The following is a 22,343-nucleotide window of genomic DNA, read 5'->3' as shown; positions in this document are numbered from 1 at the left end:
CAGTCTTGCATCCGGTTGCCCGTTTATCCAGCCGCCGCCAACGCGCATGCTGCCGCCTCGCAATCGGAGCACCGCATGACATACCGGGCCAGGGTGGAAACGCTGTACCTGCTGGGATTCTCGCTGGACCTGGTGAACATGTTCATCGGTACCGTCGCGTATCCGGCCATCGCCGCCGACCTGAAGGCCTCCGTGCCGCAGCTGGCGTGGATCGGCAACGCCTACATGCTCGGCCTGACCCTGGTGATTCCACTGGGCAGCTGGCTGGCCGCGCGCCTTGGCGAGCGCCGTGTGCTGTGCCTCTCGCTGGCCCTGTTTACCGTGGCCGCTGTGCTGGCAGGCACCGCGCCGAGCATTGAGTGGCTGATCGGCTGGCGCCTGCTGCAGGGGCTGGGTGGCGGATTGTTGATTCCGGTGGGGCAGGCGATGGCCTACCGCGAATGCCCGCCGGCCGATCGTGCGCGACTGACCGCCCGCATCATGGCTGTCGCGCTGCTGGTGCCGGCGCTGTCGCCCACACTGGGCGGCGTGCTGGTGGAGTGGGGCTCATGGCGGGGCGTGTTGCTGGTGAGTGTGCCGTTGGCCGTGGTGGGCTTGGTGCTGGCGGCGTGGTGGGTGGGTCCGGGGGCGCAGGTGGCAGTGCCGGCGCTGGACCGTCGCGGGCTGTTGCTGGGCTCCGTGGGCCTGAGCGTGTTGCTGGTCGCGCTGAGCCTGGTGGCCGAAGCGGGCCAGCGGATGTTGGGCGCCGCGTTGTTGGTGGTCGCCGGGCTGGTGTTGGCCTTCTATGCGCGCAGTGCGCGCCGTACGGCTCATCCGGTCCTGCACTGGTCGCTGCTGCGACATGCCTCGCTGCGGCTGGCGATGCTGGTCTATCTACTGGTGCCGGGCACCTTCATCGGCACGCAACTGGTGGCGACGCTGATGCTGCATCGGCAGGGTTACGGCGCCGCGGCCATCGGTGGCTTCATGCTCCCGTGGGCGATCGCCTCGGCCTGCGCGATCGCCATCACACGGCACTGGCTGCCACGGATCGGCGCACGCCCGCTGTTGAGCGTCGGCATGGGGTGCCAGGCCGTCGGCATCGTGCTGCTGATCGGTGTTCAGACCGGTCAGCTTTGGCTGCCCGCGGTGGCCTTCGCGCTGATGGGTCTGGGCGGGAGCCTGTGCAGCAGCAGCGCGCAGACGCTCGCCTTCCAGGGGCTGGCGGACGCGGAGCTGCTGCCGGGCAGCGCGCTGTGGAATCTCAACCGCCAGCTCAGTTTCTGCATGGCCGCCGCACTGCTGGCCTGTGTGCTGGCGGTGCTGTCCTCCGTGCTGCCAACGCACGCGTTCCCGCTCACCCTGATGCTGGCGACGGCCATGAGCCTGCTGCCGATGCTTCTGCTATGGCGCCTGCCGGCGTCTTCCCTTGCCTTGAGAGCCTCCCCATGAATGACACGCTTGCCTTCACCGAAATCCATGACCTGCATGTGCTGATCGAAGACTGGTTCACCGGCCGCTCGCCGGTGGCTGCGCTGGGCACACTGCTCGCCCGTTTCAGCGAGGACTTCAGCATGGTAGGGATCCGTGGCATCCGCCTGGACAAGCCCGCGCTCGCCGACCTCTTCGCCTCCGCCCATGGCAGCCGGCCCGGGCTGCAGATCACGGTCGATGCGATGCAGTACCTGCCGCTCGCGCCAGCCGCCTGCGCGGTGCGCTATCGCGAGGATCAGATCGGCGCGGATGGCACCGGCAATCGACGTGAGGCCTTGGCGGTTCTCGTGAGCCGCCCGGACGGCACGCTGCGCTGGCAGGCTTTGCACGAAACGGTGGTTGGCGGCTGAATGCGCGAAACAGCCCGACAGCACGCCGATCGGCATCTACCGGCGCAGGCCGCGCGGCGCTAGGCTGCGGGAGTTGCCATCACTGCCGGGAGAGCCCCATGCGTGTGCGTGTATTGCCAGTTGCGCTGTTGAGTCTGATGGTGGCCGCCAGTGTGTCGGCGCAGACCTCGCCGATGACCCCGGATATTCCCGCCAAAGGATTTGTGACGCCCACGGCGCAGGACAACTACGACAAGCGCGTGGTGATGGTGCCGATGCGTGACGGAACGAAACTCTACACGGTGATCGTGGTGCCCAAGGGCGCCAGGCACGCGCCGATCCTGCTGACCCGCACGCCGTACGATGCCGCCAACCGCGCCAAACGCATGGATTCGCCGAACATGCGCGACATCCTGCAGCAAGGCGACGAGGTGTTCGTCGATGGCGGGTACATCCGGGTGTTCCAGGACATCCGCGGCAAGTATGGCTCCGAGGGCGATTACGTGATGACCCGGCCGCTGCGTGGGCCGCTCAACACCACGAAGGTGGACCACGCAACCGACGCGTGGGACACCATCGATTGGCTGGTCAAGCACGTGCCCGAGAGCAATGGCAAGGTCGGCATGCTGGGCTCGTCCTATGAGGGCTTCACCGTGGTGATGGCGCTGACCAACCCGCACCCGGCATTGAAGGTGGCTGCGCCGCAGAGCCCGATGATCGATGGCTGGATGGGGGATGATTGGCTCAACTACGGCGCGTTCCGGCAGGTCAATTTCGGTTACTTCACCGGGCAGCTGGCCAAGCGCGGCAAAGGGCCGTCCATTCCCAGCGTGGGCTACGACGACTACACCACCTTCCTGCGCGCCGGCTCGGCCGGGGACTACGCCAAGGCCAATGGCCTGGATCAGTTGCCGTGGTGGCACAAGCTGATCGAGCACCCCAGCTACGACGCGTTCTGGCAGGAACAGGCGCTGGACGCGCGCATGGCCAGGACCGAGCTGAAGGTGCCCACGATGTGGCTGCAGGGCCTGTGGGACCAGGAAGACATGTGGGGCGCGGTGCACAGCTATGCGGCGATGGAGCCGCGCGACACCGGCAATACGCTGAACTATCTGGTGATGGGGCCGTGGCGGCACAGCCAGGTCAACTATGACGGCAGCAGTCTGGGCGCCTTGAAGTTCGACGGCGACACCGCGCTGCAGTTCCGCCGCGATGTGCTCAAACCGTTCTTCGATCAGTACCTGGTGGATGGCGCGCCCACGGCGCAGACGCCGCCGGTGCTGATCTACAACACCGGTGAAAACCACTGGGACAAACTGCAGCAATGGCCGCGCAGCGTGGCGCAGTCCAAGCCGTTGTATCTGCGCGCGGGCGGCAAGCTGTCCTTCGAGGCACCGCAGGCCGGTGAGGCGACCTTTGAGGCGTATGTGTCCGATCCGGCCAAGCCGGTGCCGTTCGTGCCGCGCCCGGTGCGGTTCGCCGACCGCGATATGTGGACGAGCTGGTTGGTGAAGGATCAGCGCTTCGTGGATGGCCGGCCGGACGTGCTGACCTTCGTCAGTGAGCCCTTGACCGAACCGCTGCGGATCGGTGGTGCGCCGCAGGTCAATCTGCAGGCGGCCACAAGCGGCAGCGACAGCGACTGGGTGGTGAAGCTGATCGATGTGTATCCCGACCAGACGCCGTCGACACCGGAGATGGGCGGTTACGAGCTGTCGGTCTCGATGGCGATCTTCCGTGGCCGGTACCGCGAGAGCTTCAGCGACCCGAAGGCGATCGCAAGCAACCAGGTGCTGGACTATAAATTCGGTCTGCCGACCGCGAACCATGTGTTCCAGCCGGGCCATCGGGTCATGGTGCAGGTGCAGTCGAGCCTGTTCCCGCTGTATGACCGCAATCCGCAGACGTTCGTGCCGAACATCTATCTTGCCAAGCCGGGCGATTACCAGAAGGCGACGCAGCAGATCTGGCACGCGCCGCAGCAGGCCAGCTTCATTTCATTGCCGGTGTACTGAGCGCAAGCGCGTTCCCGGTGCCACGCCGCGGCAGGGGAATGCCGCGCGCGTGGGGAGTGCCGACTGCATTGCATCGTCAAGGCACAGGCGCTAGCGTGCAGCTCCACTTTGTCTGATGCGACCGATGAAAAGGATGTTCGTGGTAAGCGCGCTGGTCTGGCTGGCAGGCGGCGCGCAGGCGCAGTCGTTCACCGCACTGGGCAACAGTTTCGGCGCCGAGGCGTTGGTGTCCATCGAGGGCCGCCTGCTGGTGCCGCCCAATGGCGCGCGCATGCAGCGCCTGTCCGCTGACCGTTGGATGCGTGCGCAGGGCCCGGCCACGCCGCAACAGTGGTATGACGATGCAGGACGCCTGCTGCGCGAGGACCGTGGTTACACCGAGTACCAGGAACCGTTCGTGCTACCGCAGGCCGCACCCGGTGATCCGTTGTGGAAGGCGTTCATCAAGCCGGACGGAGAGCCCACCGGCGGTTGGGGCGTAGTGGATGCGCTGGGGCAGGTCCGTCTTCCGGCGCTGAAGGATGGCGAGTGGGTGCCGTTGGCGGTACCCGATCGCGTGCTGTGGAACGCCCGTCGTGGTCCGCTGCGCTTCCGTGACCTGCACGGGCGCGCGGTCATGGAACTGGATGAGCGACAGGTCCAGTGGGTGGCCGGGCCCTTCGCCGGCCGCCACGTCTATGTTGCGTGCAGTGTCCAGGTACCTGAGCACTGCGACGTGCGGGATGAAGACGGCACGACGGTGTTTTCCGATGACATCGATGCGCTGTTGCCGGTACGCGACGGTGGCTGGTGGCTGCGGCAGGGCGAGCTGTGGCGGCGGGTGGATGCACAGGGCAGGACGACGGACAATGCGCGATACCAGCAGGATGGTCTGTATCCCCGGTACCGACAGTATGGCGGTACCGCAGGCCGGCGCGACTGGCCCGAGCGGGTCAACCGGCATGCCACCGGCAGCGCCGACGACACGCCCGAGCCCGGCTGGCTGATGGCCGACGGACACTTCGCCGCACAGCACGGCAACGTTCGCCTGGACTACTGTGGTGGCCGCTGGCAGGTGCTGGACGAGGAGGGTGTCCGCCCGCCCACCGCCGCCCCGGCCGCGCTGGCAGCGGTGCTCGACGAACCCGATGCAGAACAGCGGCAGGCACCGCCGTGGCGGGTGCGCCATGCCACCGGGAACGACACCGCAGCGGTGCTGGACTGCGACGGCGAGGTGGTGTTCGCGCCGCCGAACGTGGACAGCTTCGATGCGGTTGCGGGCGGGTTGCTGGGCACATTCGTCGGCGAGTCCTCACCCCGCCTGTGGTGGGATGGACGCACGGCCCACACGGTGCCTGCCGACATGGCCATCGACGATGACCACGTCACTCCGCCGTTGCTGTTGCTCCGGGAGCAGGCCGCCAGCGTCAACCACCTGTACAACCTGGAGCGTGGCCGCATCGTGGGTTGTCCGTTCGAAGGTGTGGTGCGCATGGACGGTGGCCGGGTGGTGTTCCGGCGGGACGGAAAACTGGGCATGCTGCTGGCCGATGGCAGCGAAGCGGCGCCGCCAGAGAGCTTCGATATCCTGCCCTGGGGCACGGACCGCACCTGGACGCGCCGCTATCTGGACGGGGGCGATGAGGAACTGGTCCTGCTGGATGCCAACCATCAGGTGCTGCTGCGGCGGCGCCTGCTGTTCAGCGGCGTCGAACTGCAGTCCACCTGGCAAGGGGACGTGGAAAGCCAGGCGCTGACGCTGGTGAATCTCGGCACGATGCGCTTTGCCGATGGCGAGTACTTCGTCCAGCAATGGCTGGATCGCGACGGACAGGTGCTGCTCAGTGACATCAGCTGTCCGGCACCCGGCAATGGCCCGCCCTCGAAGGGGAAGGGCGTCCTGCTCGGGCGCGGGTGGCGCGTGGACAGTGTGCCCACGCGCCCCTGCAAGTTACCTGCGGCGCTGCTGCCGGTGCTTGCCGGCGGCGATGTGACCGATGCGATGCGCGACCGGTAACCGCGCGCGGATCAGCCGGAAACGCTGGGGTAGTCGGTATAGCCGTGCGCACCGCCGCCGTACAACGTCTCCTGGTCCAGCTCGGACAGCGCTACGCCGAGACGGAAGCGCTCGACCAGATCCGGGTTGGCGATAAAAGGGCGACCGAAGGCGATCATGTCCGCATAGCCCGACGCCACGGCGGCTTCCGCGCGTGCCTGGTCATAGCCGTTGTTGGCGATCCAGGCACCGGTGAACCTGGCGCGCAGGGCGGCGTAGTCGAAGGCGATGTTGTCGCGTGGGCCACCGGTCGCCCCTTCGATCACATGGATGAAGGCGAGCGGGCCGATGGCATCCAGGCGCTCCACGGCGCGTTCGAACAACGGCTGCGGGTTGGAATCCTCCGCGTCGTTGGCTGGTGTCACCGGCGACAGGCGCACGCCAGTGCGTTCGGCGCCGATTTCCGAAACGATCGCGCGGACCACTTCATCGAGCAGGCGGGTACGGTTCTCGATGCTGCCACCGTATTCGTCGGTGCGCTGGTTGCTGCCATCGCGCAGGAACTGATCGATCAGGTAGCCATTGGCGGCATGCACTTCCACGCCGTCAAAGCCGGCGGTGATCGCGTTGCGCGCGGCCTGGCGGAAGTCCTGGATCAGGCCGGGAATTTCGTCCAGGCGCAGGGCACGTGGTTCGGAAACCTCTTCAAAGCCCTTGGCCGTGAACGTTTTGGTGTTGGCACGCAGTGCACTCGGTGCCACCGGGACCTCGCCCTCGGGCAGCAGGCTGGTGTGCGAGATGCGGCCGACATGCCACAACTGCAGCACGATCTTGCCGCCGCGTGCATGCACCGCATCGGTGACCTTCTTCCAGGCGTCGATCTGGGCTTGGCTGTAGATGCCGGGCGTGTCGAGATAGCCCTGGCCCATCGGGCTGATCTGGGTGGCCTCGGCAATGATCAAGCCAGCACTGGCGCGCTGCTCGTAGTACTGGATCGCAAGCGGATTGGGGATGCGGTCGTTGATCGCGCGGTTGCGCGTCAGCGGTGCCATCGCGACGCGGTTGGCAACGTCGATGGCCCCCAGACGGGTGGGGGAGAACAACTTGCCGTCATTGGAGTCTGTCATGGGTTTACCTTGGGGGAGGGCTGCCGCCATCGGCGGAGGAATCAGGTATGTGGGCGTACGACCCCGAGCATAGGCCCAGGTGCGTTGCAGCGATGGGAAGGATTGTTGCGGAGCCTGCTGTGCACGTTCTGTAACGTTTTCGCGGCGTAAGGTCTAGGCATGGGCAGGCACTGCCCGCAGCCTTATTCCAACCCGAGGAACAACGCGATGATTGATTATCAACTCAAGGGAAAGGTCGCCATCGTCACCGGCGGCGTCTCCGGCATTGGCCTGGCCGTGGCTGAACTGCTGGCCGATTCCGGTGCGGCGGTGGCGGTGTGGGATCTCAAGGCCGACGCCGTCGAGAAGACCGCCGAGGCGCTGCGCAAGAAAGGCGTGAAGTCGATCGGCATCGCCTTGAACGTCACCGATGAGCACGCCGTTGAAGCGGCGGTGAAGCAGACCGTCGAGGAACTCGGCGGGCTGGATATCGCAGTGAACAATGCGGGTATCGGCGGGCCGTCCGCGGCCAGCGGTGACTACCCGGTGGATGGCTGGAAGAACGTCATCGACGTCAATCTCAACAGCGTGTTCCTGTGCCAGCGGGCGCAGATCCAGGCGATGCGCAGCGCGGGCAAGGGTGGCAGCATCATCAATATGGCCTCCATCCTGGGCCAGGTGGGGTTCGGCAACTCCTCCGCCTACGCGGCTGCCAAGCACGGTGTGGTCGGGTTGACCCAGACGGCCGCGTGGGAACATGCCGCGGACAAGATCCGCATCAATGCGGTGGGCCCCGGTTTCATCGCCACGCCGCTGCTGGACAAGATGGACCCGAAGGTGAAACAGGCGCTGGAGAGCAAGCATGCGCTCGGCCGGCTCGGCAAGCCGGAGGAAGTGGCTGCCCTGGTGGCCTGGCTGGCCAGCGCGGACGCCGGCTTTGCGACCGGCACGTACTACGCCATCGATGGCGGTTATCTGGCGCAGTAAGCCCTGCGACGGCAGGCTCACCGAGGCCTGCCGTCGGCTTCACGGTCCTCAGACGCCCCTGTCTGCGACGCTCCGTTCATTGCCGGATGAGAGACGTAGATGGGACTGGAACAAGATCTATCAATCCTGCTGCGGATTGCCGTGGCAATGCTGTTGGGCGCCACGCTCGGCATCGAGCGCGAGATGGGCAAGCACGCCGCCGGGCTGCGGACACACATGCTTATCGCAGGCGCGGCTGCGTTGATTGTCGGGCTGGGTGACAGCATCGCCGAACACTTCCAGGAAGAGCGTTACCGCGACCTGCTGCAGGTCGATCCGGTCCGTCTGATCGAAGCGGTGGTGGCCTGCGTCGGCTTCGTCGCAGCCGGTACGATCCTGCGGGGCTCGCGCGATGATCAGGTCAGCGGATTGACCACCGCCAGCTCGTTGATCATGGCCGCCGCCATCGGCATCGCGGTTGGCATCGGCGAGTACGTGATCGCCACGGGTGTGAGTGTGCTGTGCCTGATCGTGCTGGTCGTATTCAGCCGTATCGCCAAGAAACTGGAGTCCTCATGAGCAGCGAACGACCGTTCAACATTCAGCGCATCGACCATGTGGTGCTCCGCGTGCAGGATCTGGCGCGGGCCGTACACTTCTATCGCGACATCCTCGGCTGCACCGTGGCCCGCGAGCGCCCTTCGCTGGGCATGGTGCATCTGCATGCGGGCGAATCGATGATCGACCTTGTCAGCGTGGACGGCCCCTTGGGCGTCAAGGGCGGTGCGGCGCCGGGACGCGAAGGACGCAACCTCGATCATCTGTGCCTGCGCGTGGAGCCCTTCGATGAGGCAGACGTGCGCGCGCATCTGGAGGGGCAGCAGCTCACGCTGGAAGGGAAGGCCGAGCGCAACTACGGCGCGGAAGGCGATGGGCTGTCGCTGCGCCTGCGTGACCCCGACGGTAATCTGGTGGAACTGAAGGGTCGCTCCAGCGACTGCGGCTGATACCCCGCAGGGCGGCCGGAAAGGCGCTCGACCAATGGTCTGGTTGGCATGCCCTGCATTCTGCGGTTCACTGGAGGCCGTTCCAGCGCAGATGAGCCATGATCATTTCCGCCTCCACCGATTACCGCGCCGCGGCGCAACGCCGCCTGCCGCCGTTCCTGTTCCACTACATCGATGGCGGCGCGTACGCCGAGCACACCCTGAAGCGCAACGTTGCCGACCTGTCGGACATCGCGCTGCGCCAGCGGATCCTGCGCAACATGTCCGATCTGAGCCTAGAAACAGAGCTGTTCGGTGAGCGCCTGGCCATGCCGGTGGCGCTTGCGCCGGTCGGGCTGACCGGCATGTACGCGCGCCGCGGTGAGGTGCAGGCGGCGCGGGCGGCAGCGAGCCGGGGAGTCCCGTTCACCCTGTCCACCGTGTCGGTCTGTCCGATCGAGGAAGTAGCCCCGGCCATCGATCGGCCAATGTGGTTCCAGCTGTATGTGCTCAAGGACCGCGGCTTCATGCGCAATGCGCTGGAGCGGGCCAAGGCGGCCGGCGTGACTACGCTGGTGTTCACCGTGGACATGCCGACGCCGGGTGCACGTTACCGCGATGCGCATTCGGGCATGAGTGGCCCACACGCGTCAGCACGGCGCATGCTGCAGGCGGTCACCCACCCGCGCTGGGCGTGGGACGTCGGTCTGTTCGGCCGCCCGCATGACCTGGGCAACATCTCCACTTACCGCGGCAGCCCGACCGGCTTGGCCGACTACATCGGCTGGCTGGGCAACAACTTCGATCCGTCCATTTCGTGGAAAGACCTGGAGTGGATCCGCGAGTTCTGGACTGGCCCGATGGTGATCAAGGGCATCCTCGATCCGGAGGATGCGCGTGATGCCGTGCGCTTTGGTGCCGATGGCATCGTGGTCTCCAACCACGGTGGGCGCCAGCTCGACGGTGTGCTGTCCACCGCGCGGGCGCTGCCGGCGATCGCCGATGCGGTCAAGGGCGAGCTGAAGATCCTGGCCGACTCCGGCATCCGCAACGGTCTGGACGTGGTCCGCATGATTGCCCTCGGCGCGGACAGCGTGCTGCTGGGGCGTGCCTTCGTCTATGCGCTCGCCGCGCATGGCGAGGCCGGCGTCGCCAATCTGCTGGATCTTATTGCCAAGGAAATGCGCGTGGCGATGACGCTTACCGGCGCCAGGACCATCGCCGATATCGGTGCCGATTCGCTGGTGGACGCCACCCAACGGCGCCAACCACCGGTAGAGCCACCCCATGGGTGGCTGCACGAAAACCCTGCCATCTAGTGGCCAAGCCACCCGTGGGGTGGCTCTACCTGCGGGGAATCACTCGCAGCGGACGGCGGTGATGACGTTGTCCTTGTCGATGAACACCCGCAGGCGGTCCTGGCGCAGGTCACGGGTGGTGATCGTGGCCGGGCCGATCGGATTGATCAGGCCGGCGCCGCTCTGCACCAGCAGCTTGCGCATGTTGGCTTCGTCGGCCTTCTGGCCCACGGCCCAGCCCAGCGCATCGGCCTTGCACAGGCCCGGCCCTTTGATTTCCGGCCCCGGCGTGCTGACGCAGGCCGTCAGTGACAGGGTGCCTGCGAACATGATCGCGGCGAGGGGATAACGGGTAAGGGATGCCATCGGGTCGCTCCTGCGGGGTCAGGCGCCGACCATACCACCGCGGTGCGCACGGACGTGTGGTGGCCACCGCGACTGTTCGACGCAGCGTGGATCGCGCGCGCGGGGCAGGGCGCCGCCGGCCTGGCGTTACACTGGATACCCGCTCAACATCGGTCATGCCGGGAGTCGCAGGTGCTGCACGTGTTCATGCTTGGTGGGCGGCACGCCCGCGCCCGGATCGAGGTCCACGATGTGGCCTTCGCCAACGTCGATGTCATCGAGGACGCCTACCCGCAGCTGCGCCAGGACTGGTTCGGCGAGCGCAAAGGGCTGCATGTCGATGGCTGGCTCGCCGTGGATGGAGTGGAGGAGTACCGGGTTCGCTTCGCCGATGTGGCTCCGGCTGTCGGTGGGCCGCGGCTGTATTTTCTCAATCTCGGTGGGTATGCCGCCGGCGCGCTGGGCGAGGCGCATGACTACCGGCTGCTGGTCGCCACCAGTGTCGAAGAGGCCAAGCACAAGGCCAAGGCGCTGCGCGATGCCAGCTGGTTCAAGCCGCATACCGATGCGCTGCTGGAAGTGGATGACTGCATCGCCATCGATCAGGTCGGCGGCCGCCACGTGCAGCTCGAACGCGGGGACCACCAGGGCATCACCCTGGTCAGTGACTACATCGTGATCGGCTGAGCGGCACCGATTGCCCGTCGGCCTGTCGCTGGCGCATAGTGTCGCGGTCTTGTGAGGTCCGGCGGTATCGCCGCGACAGGTCAACCAACGGAAACAGAGCATGCAGAGCAGGAAGATCACGGCCGCCTTGATCGTGACGGTGGGAATGGCCTTGGCAGGCAGCGTATCGGCCGCCGAGCCGGAGGCGCCGGTGTTTGGCAGCTGGCGCAACCTGCATTCGGCCAATGGCGCATCGCCGTTGCTGGAGAATCTGCCGTTCGCGATCCTGCCGCGCGATGTGGCCAAGGGCAGTCGTTTTGCGATCCTGGACCGTGAGAACAAGCAGGCGGTGTGCTGCCTGGTCGTCGACAGCGAGCGCCTCGATGCGATCGGGCTGGAAACCCGCTACCGCCTGCCGGGCGTCTGGATTGCCGATCTGCTCGGCAACGAGGACTTCAACCAGCGTCATGGCGACCGCCATGTGTTCGCGATGAAGCGCGAGGACGCCTTGCTGGACCACGTTTTCTCCGATGCCGGGGGCGCCTACAGCGATCTGGGCGGGCTGCTGCTGCCGGCCGGCGCCGCGTTGGAAGAGGGCGGCAACATCAAGCTCGGTGCGACCAGCTACCGCCTGCAGACCCAGTCGCAGCGGTTCGCCGATGACAACGGCGCGCTGGATCGCTACACCCTGCAGCCGCCTGGTCCCGCCGCCCCGGTGGTGGTCGAGGTGCCGTACAGCACCTACTGACACGGAAGCGACAGAAACGGCACGGTACAATCGCGCCCGCCCGCCGGCAGTGCCTGGCTGGGCTTGCATCCCTGTACGAGCCTGTCCGTGATCGCCCGAGTGTCCTTGTCCTGTGCGCTGCTGCTGTTGACCGCCTGCGCAACGCCGATGTTGCCGCCAGCAAAACCCCAGCCCAACCCGGACGCCCTGTGGGGCATCATCCAGCGCGACTGCGCCGGCGAGGCAGCTCCCCGTGGCAGCTGCCTGGCCGTCGCCGCCGAGGCACGGCGACGCGACGTCCTGCTGAAGGACTCGCACGGCCACTACCAGTTCCTGCTGCTGCCGCTGGATCGTGTGTCGGGCATCGAGAGCCCGGCGCTGCTGCGGGCCGGTGCACCCAATTATTTCGCCGCTGCCTGGGCGGCCCGCAGCCACACCGAGCAGGCGCTGGGCCGGCCGTTACCCCGTGACGTGGCCAGCCTGGCCCTGAACTCACCCCACGGACGCTCCCAGCACCAGCTGCACATCCACGTGGACTGCCTGCGGGCCGATGTCCTGACGCAATTGCGCCGCCTGCAGCCTGCCATCGGCAGCACCTGGCAGCCGCTGCCCGAGCCCTTGCGTGGGCATGCGTATCTGGGCCGCCACCTGCCGGGTGCCGAGCTGACGGGAAATCCGGTCCGCTTGCTTGCCGACTATCTGCAAGACCCCGCCGATATCGGCAACTGGTCGCTGGTGGTGGCCGGGCAGACCGACGCGGCGGGTGCGCCCGGTTTCCTTCTTCTGGCAACCCGGCTGGATCTTGATACCGGCAACAAGGCCAGCGGTGAGGAGCTTCAGGACCACGCCTGCGCCGCCCTGACCGGTGCGGCAGGCCCGCTGGATGGCGTGCTCTGAGGCCTGGCACGTTATAGTGGCCTTTCAATGCGATTCCCGCTTTCGCGCCCGGGCTTACTGGCGCGTCGTATTCGACTTATTCCATGACTGCTGAAACCACGACTCCGCCCACCGCTGCGCCGTCCCAGGCCACCGGTCCGCTGTTTTACCAACAGGCTGTGCCGCTGCGTTCGGACGAGCACGCCAATTGGCGCCTGCTGCCGGAAACGGCGAACTTCGCGGCTGACACCAACGCGATCCCGGCCGTGATCGGCGAGTTCGGCTCGCTGGCGCAGCACTACCCGATCATCTTCACCGGCCAGGATGCGATGCCGCTGGTGGCCGTGGGCCTGTCCCAGCGCAATCTGTTTGTCGCCGATGGCGTATGGGATGAACAGAGCTACGTGCCGGCGTATGTGCGCCGCTATCCGTTCGTGTTCATGCAGGCCGGTGAGCCGGACAACTACGTGCTCGCCGTGGATGCGGCCGCCAAGCAGGTCAACCAGGGCGACAGCGAAGAAGGCCTGCCGCTGTTCCAGGATGGCAAGGCGACCGAGCTGGTCGACAACGCGATGCGTTTCTGCAGCGATTACACCCGCGAGCATGAGCATACCCGTCGCTTCACCGCCGCCCTCATCGAGAACGAGCTGCTGATCGACCGCAACATCGATGTCACTCTGGCCGATGGCCGGAAGATGTCGGTCAACGGTTTCCAGGTGGTGGATGTGGAGAAGTTCGCCGCGTTGCCCGATGCCACCGTCGTGGCATGGCACCGCAGCGGCTGGCTGGCCCTGGTGCATCACCACCTGAGCTCGCTGGCGCGCTTCAGCGCGCTGGTGAACCGCCAGAGCCAGGTGCCTGCCGAGGCCTGAGTCCCGGCACGTAGGCAGTAGCAGAAACGGCGGCCGCAGGGCCGCCGTTTTTCGTTGTTGGGGACCGCCGCGATCAGTCGCGGGTGCTGACTTCCCAGTTGGCGTGCACCACCCCCGGCTGACGCTGCAGCCGAGCGACCACGGCGTCGAGCTCGTCGGCGGCGACCGCTGTGCTGACCAGGATCGCCACCAGCTCGACCGGGCCGTCGCCGTGCTCGATCACCTGCACATCGCTGACCGGATACTGTGCGGCCTCCAGCGCGTCGACGAGGCGTTCGCGTGCCAGGGGCGTGGCGGCAGGGTCCACGCTCAGGCGCACCTCGTAGGTTGCTTCAGAGGCGGCCTCATTGATCGGGATGCGGTTGATCGCGTTGACCAAGGGCCGCAGCAGGGTGTTGCCGGCGATGATCAACACCGTCAGCAGCGCGCCCTCGGCCAGCATGTCCGCACCGGTGCACGCACCGACCGCCGCCGAACACCACAGCGTCGCGGCGGTGTCGAGGCCGCGCACGTTCATGCCTTCCTTCATGATCACGCCCGCGCCCAGGAAGCCGACCCCGGACACCACGTAGGAAATCACCCGTACCGCCTCGACACTGCCGGCGATGCGCATGCCCAGATCCACGAAGGCCGCCGCGCCGACCGCCACCAGCACATTGGTGCGCAGCCCGGCGGTGCGCTGGCGGTACTGCCGCTCGGCGCCGATCAGCGTGCCCAGCACGAAGGCAGCCGCCAGGCTGACCACGGTGTCCAGGAAGGGATACAGCTGGAAGGTCTGGATGAAGCGCATGCGGAGTCCTTGCAGGGCAGGGCTTAGGCGAAATCCCGATAAGCATATCCCGGTCGGTCATTTCCTCCTTTCCCGCCTGTTCAGCAGAATCCCGACCCTCTCTCCACCACGATCCGGCGCGGGCCTGCCCGCGCTGGCGCGTTCTTATTTACCGGAAATCTGCATGTCTGTGCTGTATCGCCCGCTGCGTCGGCGGGTCCTGGTTGTGTCGTTGTTGCCCCTGCTTGGCGCGAGTTCACTGGTCCACGCCGCCGATCCGCCCACGCAGCTGGATGCGGTCACGGTCACCGGCTCGCGCATCCCCCGCGCCAGCGTGGAAGGCCCCTCCCCGGTCACCGTGATCACCCAGGAACAGATCGAGGCCCAGGGCTACCGCAGCGCCTTCGAAGCGCTCAGCGCGCTGACCGAGAACACCGGCAACGTGCAGGGTGAGGATTTCGGGAATACGTTCACGCCGGCCGCCAACACCATCAATCTGCGTGGCCTCGGCCCCAACCGCACCCTGGTGCTGGTCAACGGTCGCCGCCAGTCGGATTACCCGCTGGCCTACGAAGGCTCGGTCAATGTGGTCAACCTGGCCAACATTCCAAGCGCGCTGATCGATCGGATCGAAGTGCTGGCTGGCGGTGCCTCGGCGGTATATGGCTCCGATGCGATCGCCGGTGTGGTCAACATCATTCTCAATAAGACCTATGACGGCGTCGGCATCAATGTGCGCGCCGGCACCACCGAACAGGGCGGCGGCGACAATCAGCGCCTGCAGGCGGTCGGCGGCGGGTCGGGCCAGCAGTGGGACGCGATCTTCGGCCTGGAGATCGCCAACCGCAAGGCGATCTACGGCTCTCAGCGCGATTTCATGGATTCGCTGACCGATGACCCGCGGGGCGTGGCGCCGCTGGCGACGGCGGTGGCGTATCGCCGCAACGCCTCCACCAATAATTACATCGATCCCGGTACCGACGGCTGTGATGCCTCCAGCACCCTGTACGGTGGCAGCGTGTTCCGCGAGCAGAATCCGCGCCAGGGCTGGTACTGCGGCAGCAATGAAGCGTCGCCCACGTTCTGGACCGTGCAGACCGAGAAGCGCAACATCGATGCGTACAGCGCGGTGACCTGGCGCTTGAACGACCGCCAGGAACTGTTCGCCGATGCGGCCATCGGTACCGCACGCATCTACAACAACACCCGTGCGCCGAGCTGGACCTCCTCGCGCAATTACTTCTACAACCAGAACAGCGGGCAGCTGGAAAGCTGGTACCGGCGTTTCGCACCGGAAGAAATCGGCGGCGTACAGCGCAATGCCAACCGGTTCCTGGAGCAGTCCTGGTCGTTCAACGTGGGCGCGCGTGGCAGCATCGGCGGTTCGGACTGGGATTACGAGGCGGCCTACAGCCGCTCGCGCTATGAGAACAAGACGCAGCGCCCGGGCCTGCTGGTCGACATCAATACGTACCTGCTCGGCCCGCAGCTGGGCACCCGCGATGGCGTGGAGGTGTATGCGCCGGATCCGTCGCGCCTGTACCAGCCGCTGACCTCGGGCGAATATGAAGCCCTGTCGGGCCGGTACGAGAGCCGCAACGCCGCGTGGCTGCAGACGGCCAGCGTCAGCGTCAACGGGCAACTGTTCGATCTGCCCGGTGGCCGTGCCGCGCTGGCAGCGGTCGTTGAAGCGGGCAGCCAGGGCTACCGCAACCGCCCGGACCCGGCGCTGGCGCAGGGCGTGTTCTGGAACCTCAACGCGGGCATCCCCGCCGGTGGTGAGCGTGACCGGTATGCGGCCGGTGTGGAACTGCAGCTGCCGTTGCTGGAGCGCCTGACCGCCACGGTGGCCGGTCGTTATGACCAGTACCGTGCGGCCGGTGATCACCTGGGCAAGGCGACCTGGAGCACCGGCCTGGAGTTCCGTCCATTCGAAACACTGCTGCTGCGCGCCAGTGCGGCGACCAGCTTCCGGGCGCCGGACATGAACTACGTGTTCGCGACCGAAACGCGTGGCTACAACCCCGGGATGACTGACTATTGGCGGTGCCGCAGTGCGGGCCAGGCGTATGACGACTGTGACTTCAGCGGGCTGGCGATCGACTACACCAGCGGCGCCAACCCGCAGCTGCAGCCGGAAACCGCCACATCGTATGGCCTGGGCTTCGTGTGGTCGCCCTCGGCCAACGTGGACTTCACGGCGGACTACTACGACATCCGCATCGACGATGAGGTCACCAACCTCGATGCGACCCGCATCCTGAAGGACGAAGCGGACTGCCGCCTCGGCCAGACCGTCGGCGGGGATGCACGCGATATCGGCTCGGCGCAGTGCCAGGACGCGCTGCGCCGGGTGATCCGCAACCCGGCCGATGCCGCCGTGCAGCCCAACCAGGTGGTGCGCGTGCTGATCAATCCGATCAACGCCGCCTCCGAAACCGTGCGCGGCATCGACCTGAAGTCGAACCTGCGCTGGGATGCGGGCCGTTACGGTCGTTTCTCGGCACGTGTGGCGTACTCGCTGGTGATCGATCACAGCTACCGCCAGTTCGCTGGCGATGACGTGCAGGACCAGCGCAATTCACTGGATTCCTACCAGTGGCGCAGCAAGGTCAACGGCAGCGTCACCTGGGCGATCAACGACTGGACCGCCACCCTGTACGGCATGCGCTACGGCTCGTTGCCCAAGACCGACGGCAGCGGCCGCATCGCCCCGTACATGACCTACAACGCGAGCCTGTACCGCAAGCTCAACGACAACGCCACGCTCGGCCTGATCGTCAATAACCTGCGCGACAGCCGCCCACCGGCGGACAAGAACGGCGGTGGCTGGCCGTTCTATCCGGTCGGCAACTACGACCCTTACGGCCGCCAGTTGTGGCTGGAGTTCGACTACCGCTTTCTGTGATCGCCTCGCGGGCCCGGCAATGCCGGGCCCGCTGCGTTTGGGGCGGACGTATCGCTGGGGCTCAGATCACCATCCTGCCCAGCACCGCCAGGGCCAGGGCGATGAGCAGGACACCGGACAGGCGCTCGATCCACGGCAATGCGTCGTTGAACCGTTCCATCACCGCGGCGCGTCCTGCCAGACCGGCGATCAGCAGGTCCCAGCCAAGCACCACCGAGAACATCCACACCCCGTAGAACCACCGTGTTCCGGCACCGTTGTCCGGCCCGCTCAACATGGCCGCGAGGCTGGCGTAGAACAGGGCATTCTTGGGGTTGAGCAGGGCGGACATTGCGCCGAGCCCGAAGGCACGGAACCACGCGGATCCTGGTGCTGGGCGGGACGGGGACGACACGGCCGGCTGCCCTGCTGGAGCCCGCAGCGTCGCTGCCCCCGCATGGCGCAGGAACAGCACGCCGACATACAGCAGGAAGACGCATCCGGCCACCTGGATCAGCTGGAACAGCACGCTGTCCGGTTGCAGCCCGGCTACTCCGGAGAATGCCAGCGCGATATAGGCACCATTGGCGAGCGCCACGCCGAGGCACGCACCGCTGGCAATGCGCCAGCCCTGATGGATCGCCGTGCGTGCGATGAGGAAGAAATCCGGGCCCGGCGACAGTAACGCCAGAAAGTGCACGGCAGCAACGAGCAGAAACTGTTCCATGAGGGCTGGCGTCAACGGGGCGCATCACTGTGCCGGTGTTGCGTGATGACGTATTGCACGATATTGCGCGGCACTCAGCGGCGATAGCGGCCTGGGGTAATGCCGGCGTGGGCCTTGAACAGGCGTTGGAAATGGCTCTGGTCAGCAAAGCCGAGGGCATGTGCGACCTCGGCTAGCGGTTGCCCTTGACCCAGCCGCTCCCGGGCAACATTGATCCGCCGGTTGAGTTGCCAGGCATGTGGCGTAAGTCCGGTGGCAGTGCGGAACGCACGGATCATCGCGTAGCGGTCCATACCGGTGCAGCTGGCCAGATCGTCCAGCGATACGCTCGACATCGGCGCGGCGTCCAGCAGGGCGAATGCCGGCTGCAGTCGCCGGTGCTGTTGCGGGCTTGCGTGCGGGGCAGGAACCGGTGTCGCAGCGGCGACGTCGAGGTCGTCGATGAAAGAGACGACCGCTGCTTCCTTTTCCGCAGGATCGGCACTGGAGAACAGCAGCGCATTCATGTGGCAGAACATCCGATAGCGCGCCGCGCTGAGCTCGATCCGGATCAACGACGCTGTTGCGGCGTCTGCGTCGGGCGGCTGCGTGTCTGCACTGACTGCCTCCACCCATGCCGCATCCAGATGCAGCATCTGATAGCTCCAGGCGGTGTCGGGCGCTGGATTGCAGGCATGTACACGGTGCGCCGGCACGATGACCAACGTGCCCGGTTGAAGGCGGTGCTGTCCGCCCGGAGCGCCGCTGAAGATGCTCTCGCCCGCATCCACGGCGCCGATCGACCAGGTGGGGTGACTGTGCGGGCGGTAACAGGCCCGGCTGTTGCACGCGCGGCGTGACTCAACCCACGGCAGGCGAGCATCGCGCCAGAACTCCGCCGCCGAGGTCATATCGCTGGCGAGTGGGCTGCGCACGCTCGGCGCGTCGCGTATGCTCACCGCCTGAAACTTACTGCAGTCCATGCGCCATGGTAAATCACATCCACTACCGCCGCGCGCTACCCGACGATGCCGCTGCCTGCATCGATCTGCGTGGCCGCACCCGCGAGAATGCCTTTTCCGCGGCCGACCTTGCCGAGCTTGGCATCACCGAAGGCAGCTGGGCCGCCGGTATCCGTGACGGTGCACTGCCGGGACATATCGCGCTGGATGGCGAGCGTATGGTCGGCTACTGCTTCGGCGATCGCGAGGGCGGCGAGATCGTGGTGCTCGCATTGCTCCCGGCGTATGAAGGGCAGGGCATCGGTCGGCGCTTGCTGGATCTGTCCATCGCCGATCTGGTGCAGGCCGGGCATTCGCGTCTGATCCTGGGGTGCGCGGCCGATCCGGCGGTACGCTCGCATGGGTTCTACCGCTACCTGGGCTGGCAGCCGACCGGCGAAATCGATGCGCTGGGCGATGAAGTGCTGGAACTGCACGTAGGCGCGACGCCGTAACAGGTGCGTAGGGCGTGGCAGTGATTCCGTGTCGGGATCCTGCGCATCGCGCGGCCAGCGTGCGGTCGGTCACGGCCATGGGCCACGGGACGAAGCCATGCTGCAGCCATCCTGGATGGAGCTGAGCCATGCCTGTGTGGATGTTCGCCATGATGATGGGTGCTGTGGTGAACCTACCTGCGCCGCGACAGGTACATACCTGTGTCGTGGATGGCCTCCGCCAGTACCAGTCCATGCCCTGCACAGGCCCGACCGAGCGCATCCGCGAGATGCCGCCGGCGACCGATACCTGGGCCAATGCGCTGTACATCGAATCGCTTCGCCAGTCGCTCAAGGCCAGACAGCGCGAAAAAGCGACGCCGGTGCGCCCGCGCCGATCGCAGCGGCCCGGCCTGCGGCCGCTGCCTGCCATCCGGGGTGCCGTCATCTCCGTGCATGCCGATCCGGTCCGTTGCGCCGCCGCGCGCCGTCAGCGCGAGGTGACCTACCGCAAGGCAGGCGACCGGCCGAGCCTGGCGCTGAGCCGGAAGATGGATGACCTGGTGCACGATGCCTGCCGCTGAGGTCCAGTCATCGTGAACGATCACTGTCCTCGGTCGCGCTCCATCAGATATCGAGCCACGGCATCGAACGCCGGCAGGGTGGTCGGGTCATTCGCGCTGTTGGCGGCCACCGGGTGCGAGCCGAACCGCGCGATCACTACCCGTGCGGTGGGATCGATGTACAGCGCCTGGCCATGCACGCCACGCGCCATGTAGGCACCGTGGTCGTTGTGCGAGATCCACCACATGCCGCGATAGCTCCAGCCCGATAGTTGTGGATAGCCGGCCTTGGCGAAGGCCTGCGTGTTGCCGCCGGCGCGGATCCGGTCGATCGCCGCGGCGGGGACCACGGTCTGGCCGTCCACCTTGCCCTCGTCGAGCAGCAGCTGTCCAACCCGGGCCAGATCGCGCAGGCCGGCATTGAAGCCTCCGCCCGCAAACGGTGTGCCTGTGGAATCGACGGTGTAATAGGCGTCCTGCTCGGCGCCGATACGTTGCCAGATCCGCGATTGCAGCAACTGCGCCAACGATTGACCGGTGCGGCGGGCGATGATCCAGCCGAGGGCGTCGGTGTTGATCGTCTTGTAGCCGAACGCCTCGCCGTGGCGACCCTGTTTCTGCACGGTCTGCAGGTACTCGTAGTAGCTGCGGGGGCCCGTGTAGCCGGCGGGCGGGGGCAGGGTGCTGCCGGCGGCGGCGTACGCCCAGACCTCGGCATTGGGATCGGCGTAGTCTTCGCTGTAGCGCAGCGCGGTGGTCATCTCCAACACCTGCTTGACCGTGGCATCACCGAAGGCGCTGTCCTTCAATTCGGGAATGATCGCGCCGACACGCTGGGTCTCATCGATCGCGCCTTCCGCGACCAGCATTTCACTGAGCAGCCCGGTGATCGATTTGGTGACGGACATCGCGCCGTGCTGGCCGAGCTCGTCCAGGCAGCCGCTATAACGTTCGTACACCACCACGCCGTCATGCAGCACCACGATGCCATCGGTGTAGTTGGCGGCCAACGACTGCGCCCAGGTCATGCGGGTGTTGCTGCCGGTGGGTGTAAATGGCAACGCATCGATCGCGTCGTCCAGCCGGCGCGGCAGCGCACGGGCAGCGCCAGGGCCACGGCTGACGCCGACGGTGGGCATCAGCTGACGGAAGTGACAGGCCGTCCAGCGCAGCTTGGGGAAGCTGAAATAGTCGTCGTCGGTGTAGCGGATGCGCTTGTCTTCCGGCGGCGGCGCGCCCTGCATCCAGCCAAGCCGTTTCGGATCGGAGGCTTCTGCCGACAGCGGTGATGAGGCAGGCGAGACCGGGGCAGCCGCGGTGGCACCTGGCAGCGCGAGCATCGCGACCAGCGCCGCGGCCAGCTGGGCGCGCGATGATGCCTGTGACCAGCGTGCGCGCGACAGGGTGATGCGAGGACGTGAAACAGGCATGGTGCACTCCTTGCTGAGGCGCAGTACGTCTGCGCCGCCAAGGGTACTGCACCCCAAAGAAAGACGGCGCCATCGGCGCCGTCCGTCAGGTGGCCTGTCGAGGCAGGCCGTTCAGTGCCGCTACGGGCTGCCCGGGTTGCCCTGCGGCGCTGGTTGCGAGGTGGCCGCCTCGGCCGAGGGAAGCGACAGGGCCGGGTTCAGCTGCTGGGCCTGCAGCGTCTGGATGCGCTGGTTCAACGCGTCCAGTTCACTGTGGCTGCTGCGCAGGTCCGTGCTCAGGCTGACCGCCTGCTGTTTGGCCTGTTCCAGCGCGGCACTGACCTGCAGCGACTGCTGGCGCTGCAGATCCGCTTCCTGCTGCAGGCTGCGCAGGCGCTCTTCGTTGTAGGCGACCAGGTTTTCCGTATAGCGTTTGCCGGCCTGCAGGCGGGTGGTGTCGATATACACCTGGGCCAGCTGTTCGGTCTGTTCGACGAACGTGCGGTAGACCTTTTCGGCGTTGTCCACCGAATCGGTCTTGATCACGCGCCAGAAGTCTTTCTCGTGGAACAGCGCCACGTAGTAATTCAGCGTGCTGGTATTGAACAGCAGGCTGGCACCATAACTGCCGTTATAGGTGGTCCGAAGTTCGGTCAGCTGTTTGGAGTCCACCAGCTGGCGCAGTTCGTCCACGGTATTGCGGACCGCCGGCGCCTGGCGCGCTTCGGCGTCGACCGCCGGCTCGGCACGCGTCGCGCGCGCGGCCAGCGCCTGCGGTACAACGCTCAACGACAGCAGCACAACCATTCCACCGGTCAGCGTGTGCGTGACGATGGAAGCAACCCCTTTTCTCTCTCGCATATTCAGGCCATCCACAAGTGGATTATCAGTGAAGTAATGTCCCCAGCCGGAGTCTAGCATGCACTTTCCCCCGGTCTGC

Annotated in this window: 22 protein-coding genes; 15 read left to right on the top strand and 7 right to left on the bottom strand. The window is 66.4% G+C overall.

From position 1 onward, the window contains the following. Positions 1 to 75: 75 nt before the first annotated feature. The 4 genes from K4043_RS02850 (at position 76) to K4043_RS02835 (ending at position 5,813) form a co-directional block, all read left to right on the top strand. Positions 76 to 1,431, top strand: a complete 1,356-nt coding sequence (locus tag K4043_RS02850; RefSeq protein ID WP_265308129.1) for an MFS transporter — start codon at positions 76 to 78, stop codon at positions 1,429 to 1,431. Continuing rightward, positions 1,428 to 1,823 carry a hypothetical protein gene (locus K4043_RS02845; RefSeq protein ID WP_265308128.1) on the top strand — a complete coding sequence of 132 codons (396 nt, stop codon included), beginning with the start codon at positions 1,428 to 1,430 and terminating at the stop codon, positions 1,821 to 1,823. Before K4043_RS02850 ends, K4043_RS02845 begins: the two co-directional genes overlap by 4 nt. 98 nt (positions 1,824 to 1,921) lie before the next feature. Further along, on the top strand, positions 1,922 to 3,817 hold the full coding sequence (locus tag K4043_RS02840) for a CocE/NonD family hydrolase (protein WP_265308127.1): 1,896 nt from the start codon (positions 1,922 to 1,924) through the stop codon (positions 3,815 to 3,817). Between the two features lie 124 nt (positions 3,818 to 3,941). Further along, a complete protein-coding gene (locus tag K4043_RS02835; protein ID WP_265308126.1) occupies positions 3,942 to 5,813 on the top strand; it encodes a hypothetical protein in 1,872 nt (623 codons plus the stop codon). An 11-nt stretch (positions 5,814 to 5,824) separates the two neighbouring features. Here K4043_RS02835 and K4043_RS02830 read toward each other — a convergent pair whose 3' ends face one another. Next, positions 5,825 to 6,919, bottom strand: coding sequence for an alkene reductase (locus K4043_RS02830; protein ID WP_265308125.1), 1,095 nt, complete (start codon positions 6,917 to 6,919; stop codon positions 5,825 to 5,827). Positions 6,920 to 7,126: 207 nt separating this feature from the next. On the opposite strand from K4043_RS02830, the gene K4043_RS02825 reads away from it, so the two are divergent. The 4 genes from K4043_RS02825 to lldD all read left to right on the top strand — a co-directional run bounded on the left by K4043_RS02825 (position 7,127) and on the right by lldD (position 10,169). Continuing rightward, positions 7,127 to 7,885: an SDR family NAD(P)-dependent oxidoreductase gene (locus tag K4043_RS02825; protein WP_265308124.1), complete on the top strand. Its 759-nt coding sequence runs from the start codon at positions 7,127 to 7,129 to the stop codon at positions 7,883 to 7,885. Positions 7,886 to 7,984: 99 nt separating this feature from the next. Continuing rightward, positions 7,985 to 8,443, top strand: coding sequence for an MgtC/SapB family protein (locus tag K4043_RS02820; RefSeq protein WP_123729475.1), 459 nt, complete (start codon positions 7,985 to 7,987; stop codon positions 8,441 to 8,443). After that, a complete protein-coding gene (locus K4043_RS02815; RefSeq protein WP_265308123.1) occupies positions 8,440 to 8,871 on the top strand; it encodes a VOC family protein in 432 nt (143 codons plus the stop codon). The genes K4043_RS02820 and K4043_RS02815 overlap by 4 nt, the downstream gene beginning before the upstream one ends. A gap of 98 nt (positions 8,872 to 8,969) precedes the next feature. Beyond that, positions 8,970 to 10,169 (top strand): FMN-dependent L-lactate dehydrogenase LldD, encoded by a 1,200-nt coding sequence (gene lldD, locus K4043_RS02810; RefSeq protein WP_265308122.1) that lies wholly within the window; start codon positions 8,970 to 8,972, stop codon positions 10,167 to 10,169. A gap of 39 nt (positions 10,170 to 10,208) precedes the next feature. Here lldD and K4043_RS02805 read toward each other — a convergent pair whose 3' ends face one another. After that, entirely contained in the window at positions 10,209 to 10,514 is a 306-nt protein-coding gene (locus K4043_RS02805) for a hypothetical protein (RefSeq protein WP_123729472.1), read from the bottom strand. Between the two features lie 171 nt (positions 10,515 to 10,685). On the opposite strand from K4043_RS02805, the gene K4043_RS02800 reads away from it, so the two are divergent. The 4 genes from K4043_RS02800 (at position 10,686) to K4043_RS02785 (ending at position 13,634) form a co-directional block, all read left to right on the top strand. Then, on the top strand, positions 10,686 to 11,180 hold the full coding sequence (locus K4043_RS02800; protein ID WP_265308121.1) for a DUF1543 domain-containing protein: 495 nt from the start codon (positions 10,686 to 10,688) through the stop codon (positions 11,178 to 11,180). 100 nt (positions 11,181 to 11,280) lie between these two features. Further along, a complete protein-coding gene (locus K4043_RS02795) occupies positions 11,281 to 11,907 on the top strand; it encodes a decarboxylase (RefSeq protein ID WP_265308120.1) in 627 nt (208 codons plus the stop codon). A gap of 99 nt (positions 11,908 to 12,006) precedes the next feature. Further along, the gene (locus K4043_RS02790; RefSeq protein ID WP_265308119.1) at positions 12,007 to 12,783 is read left to right on the top strand and encodes a CDP-diacylglycerol diphosphatase; all 777 of its coding nucleotides are present in this window, start codon (positions 12,007 to 12,009) and stop codon (positions 12,781 to 12,783) included. Positions 12,784 to 12,866: 83 nt separating this feature from the next. Next, positions 12,867 to 13,634, top strand: coding sequence for a SapC family protein (locus K4043_RS02785; protein WP_265308118.1), 768 nt, complete (start codon positions 12,867 to 12,869; stop codon positions 13,632 to 13,634). A gap of 73 nt (positions 13,635 to 13,707) precedes the next feature. On the opposite strand, the gene K4043_RS02780 is transcribed toward K4043_RS02785, so the two are convergent. Then, positions 13,708 to 14,424: an MgtC/SapB family protein gene (locus tag K4043_RS02780; protein ID WP_265308117.1), complete on the bottom strand. Its 717-nt coding sequence runs from the start codon at positions 14,422 to 14,424 to the stop codon at positions 13,708 to 13,710. Positions 14,425 to 14,587: 163 nt separating this feature from the next. Here K4043_RS02780 and K4043_RS02775 point away from each other — a divergent pair, with 163 nt between their 5' ends. Continuing rightward, on the top strand, positions 14,588 to 17,311 hold the full coding sequence (locus K4043_RS02775; RefSeq protein ID WP_265308116.1) for a TonB-dependent receptor: 2,724 nt from the start codon (positions 14,588 to 14,590) through the stop codon (positions 17,309 to 17,311). Positions 17,312 to 17,372: 61 nt separating this feature from the next. On the opposite strand, the gene K4043_RS02770 is transcribed toward K4043_RS02775, so the two are convergent. Then, complete coding sequence (locus K4043_RS02770; RefSeq protein WP_265308115.1) at positions 17,373 to 18,017, bottom strand: LysE family translocator; 645 nt, start codon at positions 18,015 to 18,017, stop codon at positions 17,373 to 17,375. A gap of 74 nt (positions 18,018 to 18,091) precedes the next feature. Further along, positions 18,092 to 18,979, bottom strand: coding sequence for an AraC family transcriptional regulator (locus K4043_RS02765; RefSeq protein ID WP_265308114.1), 888 nt, complete (start codon positions 18,977 to 18,979; stop codon positions 18,092 to 18,094). A 5-nt stretch (positions 18,980 to 18,984) separates the two neighbouring features. On the opposite strand from K4043_RS02765, the gene K4043_RS02760 reads away from it, so the two are divergent. After that, a complete protein-coding gene (locus tag K4043_RS02760) occupies positions 18,985 to 19,452 on the top strand; it encodes a GNAT family N-acetyltransferase (RefSeq protein ID WP_265308113.1) in 468 nt (155 codons plus the stop codon). A gap of 140 nt (positions 19,453 to 19,592) precedes the next feature. Further along, positions 19,593 to 20,015, top strand: a complete 423-nt coding sequence (locus tag K4043_RS02755; protein ID WP_148045925.1) for a hypothetical protein — start codon at positions 19,593 to 19,595, stop codon at positions 20,013 to 20,015. Positions 20,016 to 20,035: 20 nt separating this feature from the next. Here K4043_RS02755 and K4043_RS02750 read toward each other — a convergent pair whose 3' ends face one another. After that, positions 20,036 to 21,424, bottom strand: a complete 1,389-nt coding sequence (locus K4043_RS02750; RefSeq protein ID WP_265308112.1) for a serine hydrolase — start codon at positions 21,422 to 21,424, stop codon at positions 20,036 to 20,038. Positions 21,425 to 21,544: 120 nt separating this feature from the next. Beyond that, positions 21,545 to 22,210: a DUF2968 domain-containing protein gene (locus K4043_RS02745; protein WP_184997119.1), complete on the bottom strand. Its 666-nt coding sequence runs from the start codon at positions 22,208 to 22,210 to the stop codon at positions 21,545 to 21,547. Positions 22,211 to 22,343 lie beyond the last annotated feature (133 nt).

The organism is Stenotrophomonas sp. SRS1 (assembly GCF_026130205.1).
Lineage (GTDB): Bacteria > Pseudomonadota > Gammaproteobacteria > Xanthomonadales > Xanthomonadaceae > Stenotrophomonas > Stenotrophomonas rhizophila_B.
This window is presented reverse-complemented; position numbering and strand designations above follow the sequence as displayed.

Excerpts from the sequence above, each read along its gene's own strand:
- lldD (WP_265308122.1), top strand. The coding sequence starts at position 8,970 with ATGATCATTTCCGCCTCCACCGATTACCGCGCCGCGGCGCAACGCCGC.
- K4043_RS02850 (WP_265308129.1), top strand. The coding sequence starts at position 76 with ATGACATACCGGGCCAGGGTGGAAACGCTGTACCTGCTGGGATTCTCG.
- K4043_RS02775 (WP_265308116.1), top strand. The coding sequence starts at position 14,588 with ATGTCTGTGCTGTATCGCCCGCTGCGTCGGCGGGTCCTGGTTGTGTCG.
- K4043_RS02835 (WP_265308126.1), top strand. The coding sequence starts at position 3,942 with ATGAAAAGGATGTTCGTGGTAAGCGCGCTGGTCTGGCTGGCAGGCGGC.
- K4043_RS02755 (WP_148045925.1), top strand. The coding sequence starts at position 19,593 with ATGTTCGCCATGATGATGGGTGCTGTGGTGAACCTACCTGCGCCGCGA.
- K4043_RS02820 (WP_123729475.1), top strand. The coding sequence starts at position 7,985 with ATGGGACTGGAACAAGATCTATCAATCCTGCTGCGGATTGCCGTGGCA.
- K4043_RS02770 (WP_265308115.1), bottom strand. The coding sequence starts at position 18,017 with ATGGAACAGTTTCTGCTCGTTGCTGCCGTGCACTTTCTGGCGTTACTG.
- K4043_RS02785 (WP_265308118.1), top strand. The coding sequence starts at position 12,867 with ATGACTGCTGAAACCACGACTCCGCCCACCGCTGCGCCGTCCCAGGCC.
- K4043_RS02840 (WP_265308127.1), top strand. The coding sequence starts at position 1,922 with ATGCGTGTGCGTGTATTGCCAGTTGCGCTGTTGAGTCTGATGGTGGCC.
- K4043_RS02825 (WP_265308124.1), top strand. The coding sequence starts at position 7,127 with ATGATTGATTATCAACTCAAGGGAAAGGTCGCCATCGTCACCGGCGGC.
- K4043_RS02780 (WP_265308117.1), bottom strand. The coding sequence starts at position 14,424 with ATGCGCTTCATCCAGACCTTCCAGCTGTATCCCTTCCTGGACACCGTG.
- K4043_RS02795 (WP_265308120.1), top strand. The coding sequence starts at position 11,281 with ATGCAGAGCAGGAAGATCACGGCCGCCTTGATCGTGACGGTGGGAATG.
- K4043_RS02765 (WP_265308114.1), bottom strand. The coding sequence starts at position 18,979 with ATGGACTGCAGTAAGTTTCAGGCGGTGAGCATACGCGACGCGCCGAGC.
- K4043_RS02805 (WP_123729472.1), bottom strand. The coding sequence starts at position 10,514 with ATGGCATCCCTTACCCGTTATCCCCTCGCCGCGATCATGTTCGCAGGC.
- K4043_RS02830 (WP_265308125.1), bottom strand. The coding sequence starts at position 6,919 with ATGACAGACTCCAATGACGGCAAGTTGTTCTCCCCCACCCGTCTGGGG.
- K4043_RS02745 (WP_184997119.1), bottom strand. The coding sequence starts at position 22,210 with ATGGTTGTGCTGCTGTCGTTGAGCGTTGTACCGCAGGCGCTGGCCGCG.
- K4043_RS02750 (WP_265308112.1), bottom strand. The coding sequence starts at position 21,424 with ATGCCTGTTTCACGTCCTCGCATCACCCTGTCGCGCGCACGCTGGTCA.
- K4043_RS02845 (WP_265308128.1), top strand. The coding sequence starts at position 1,428 with ATGAATGACACGCTTGCCTTCACCGAAATCCATGACCTGCATGTGCTG.
- K4043_RS02760 (WP_265308113.1), top strand. The coding sequence starts at position 18,985 with ATGGTAAATCACATCCACTACCGCCGCGCGCTACCCGACGATGCCGCT.
- K4043_RS02815 (WP_265308123.1), top strand. The coding sequence starts at position 8,440 with ATGAGCAGCGAACGACCGTTCAACATTCAGCGCATCGACCATGTGGTG.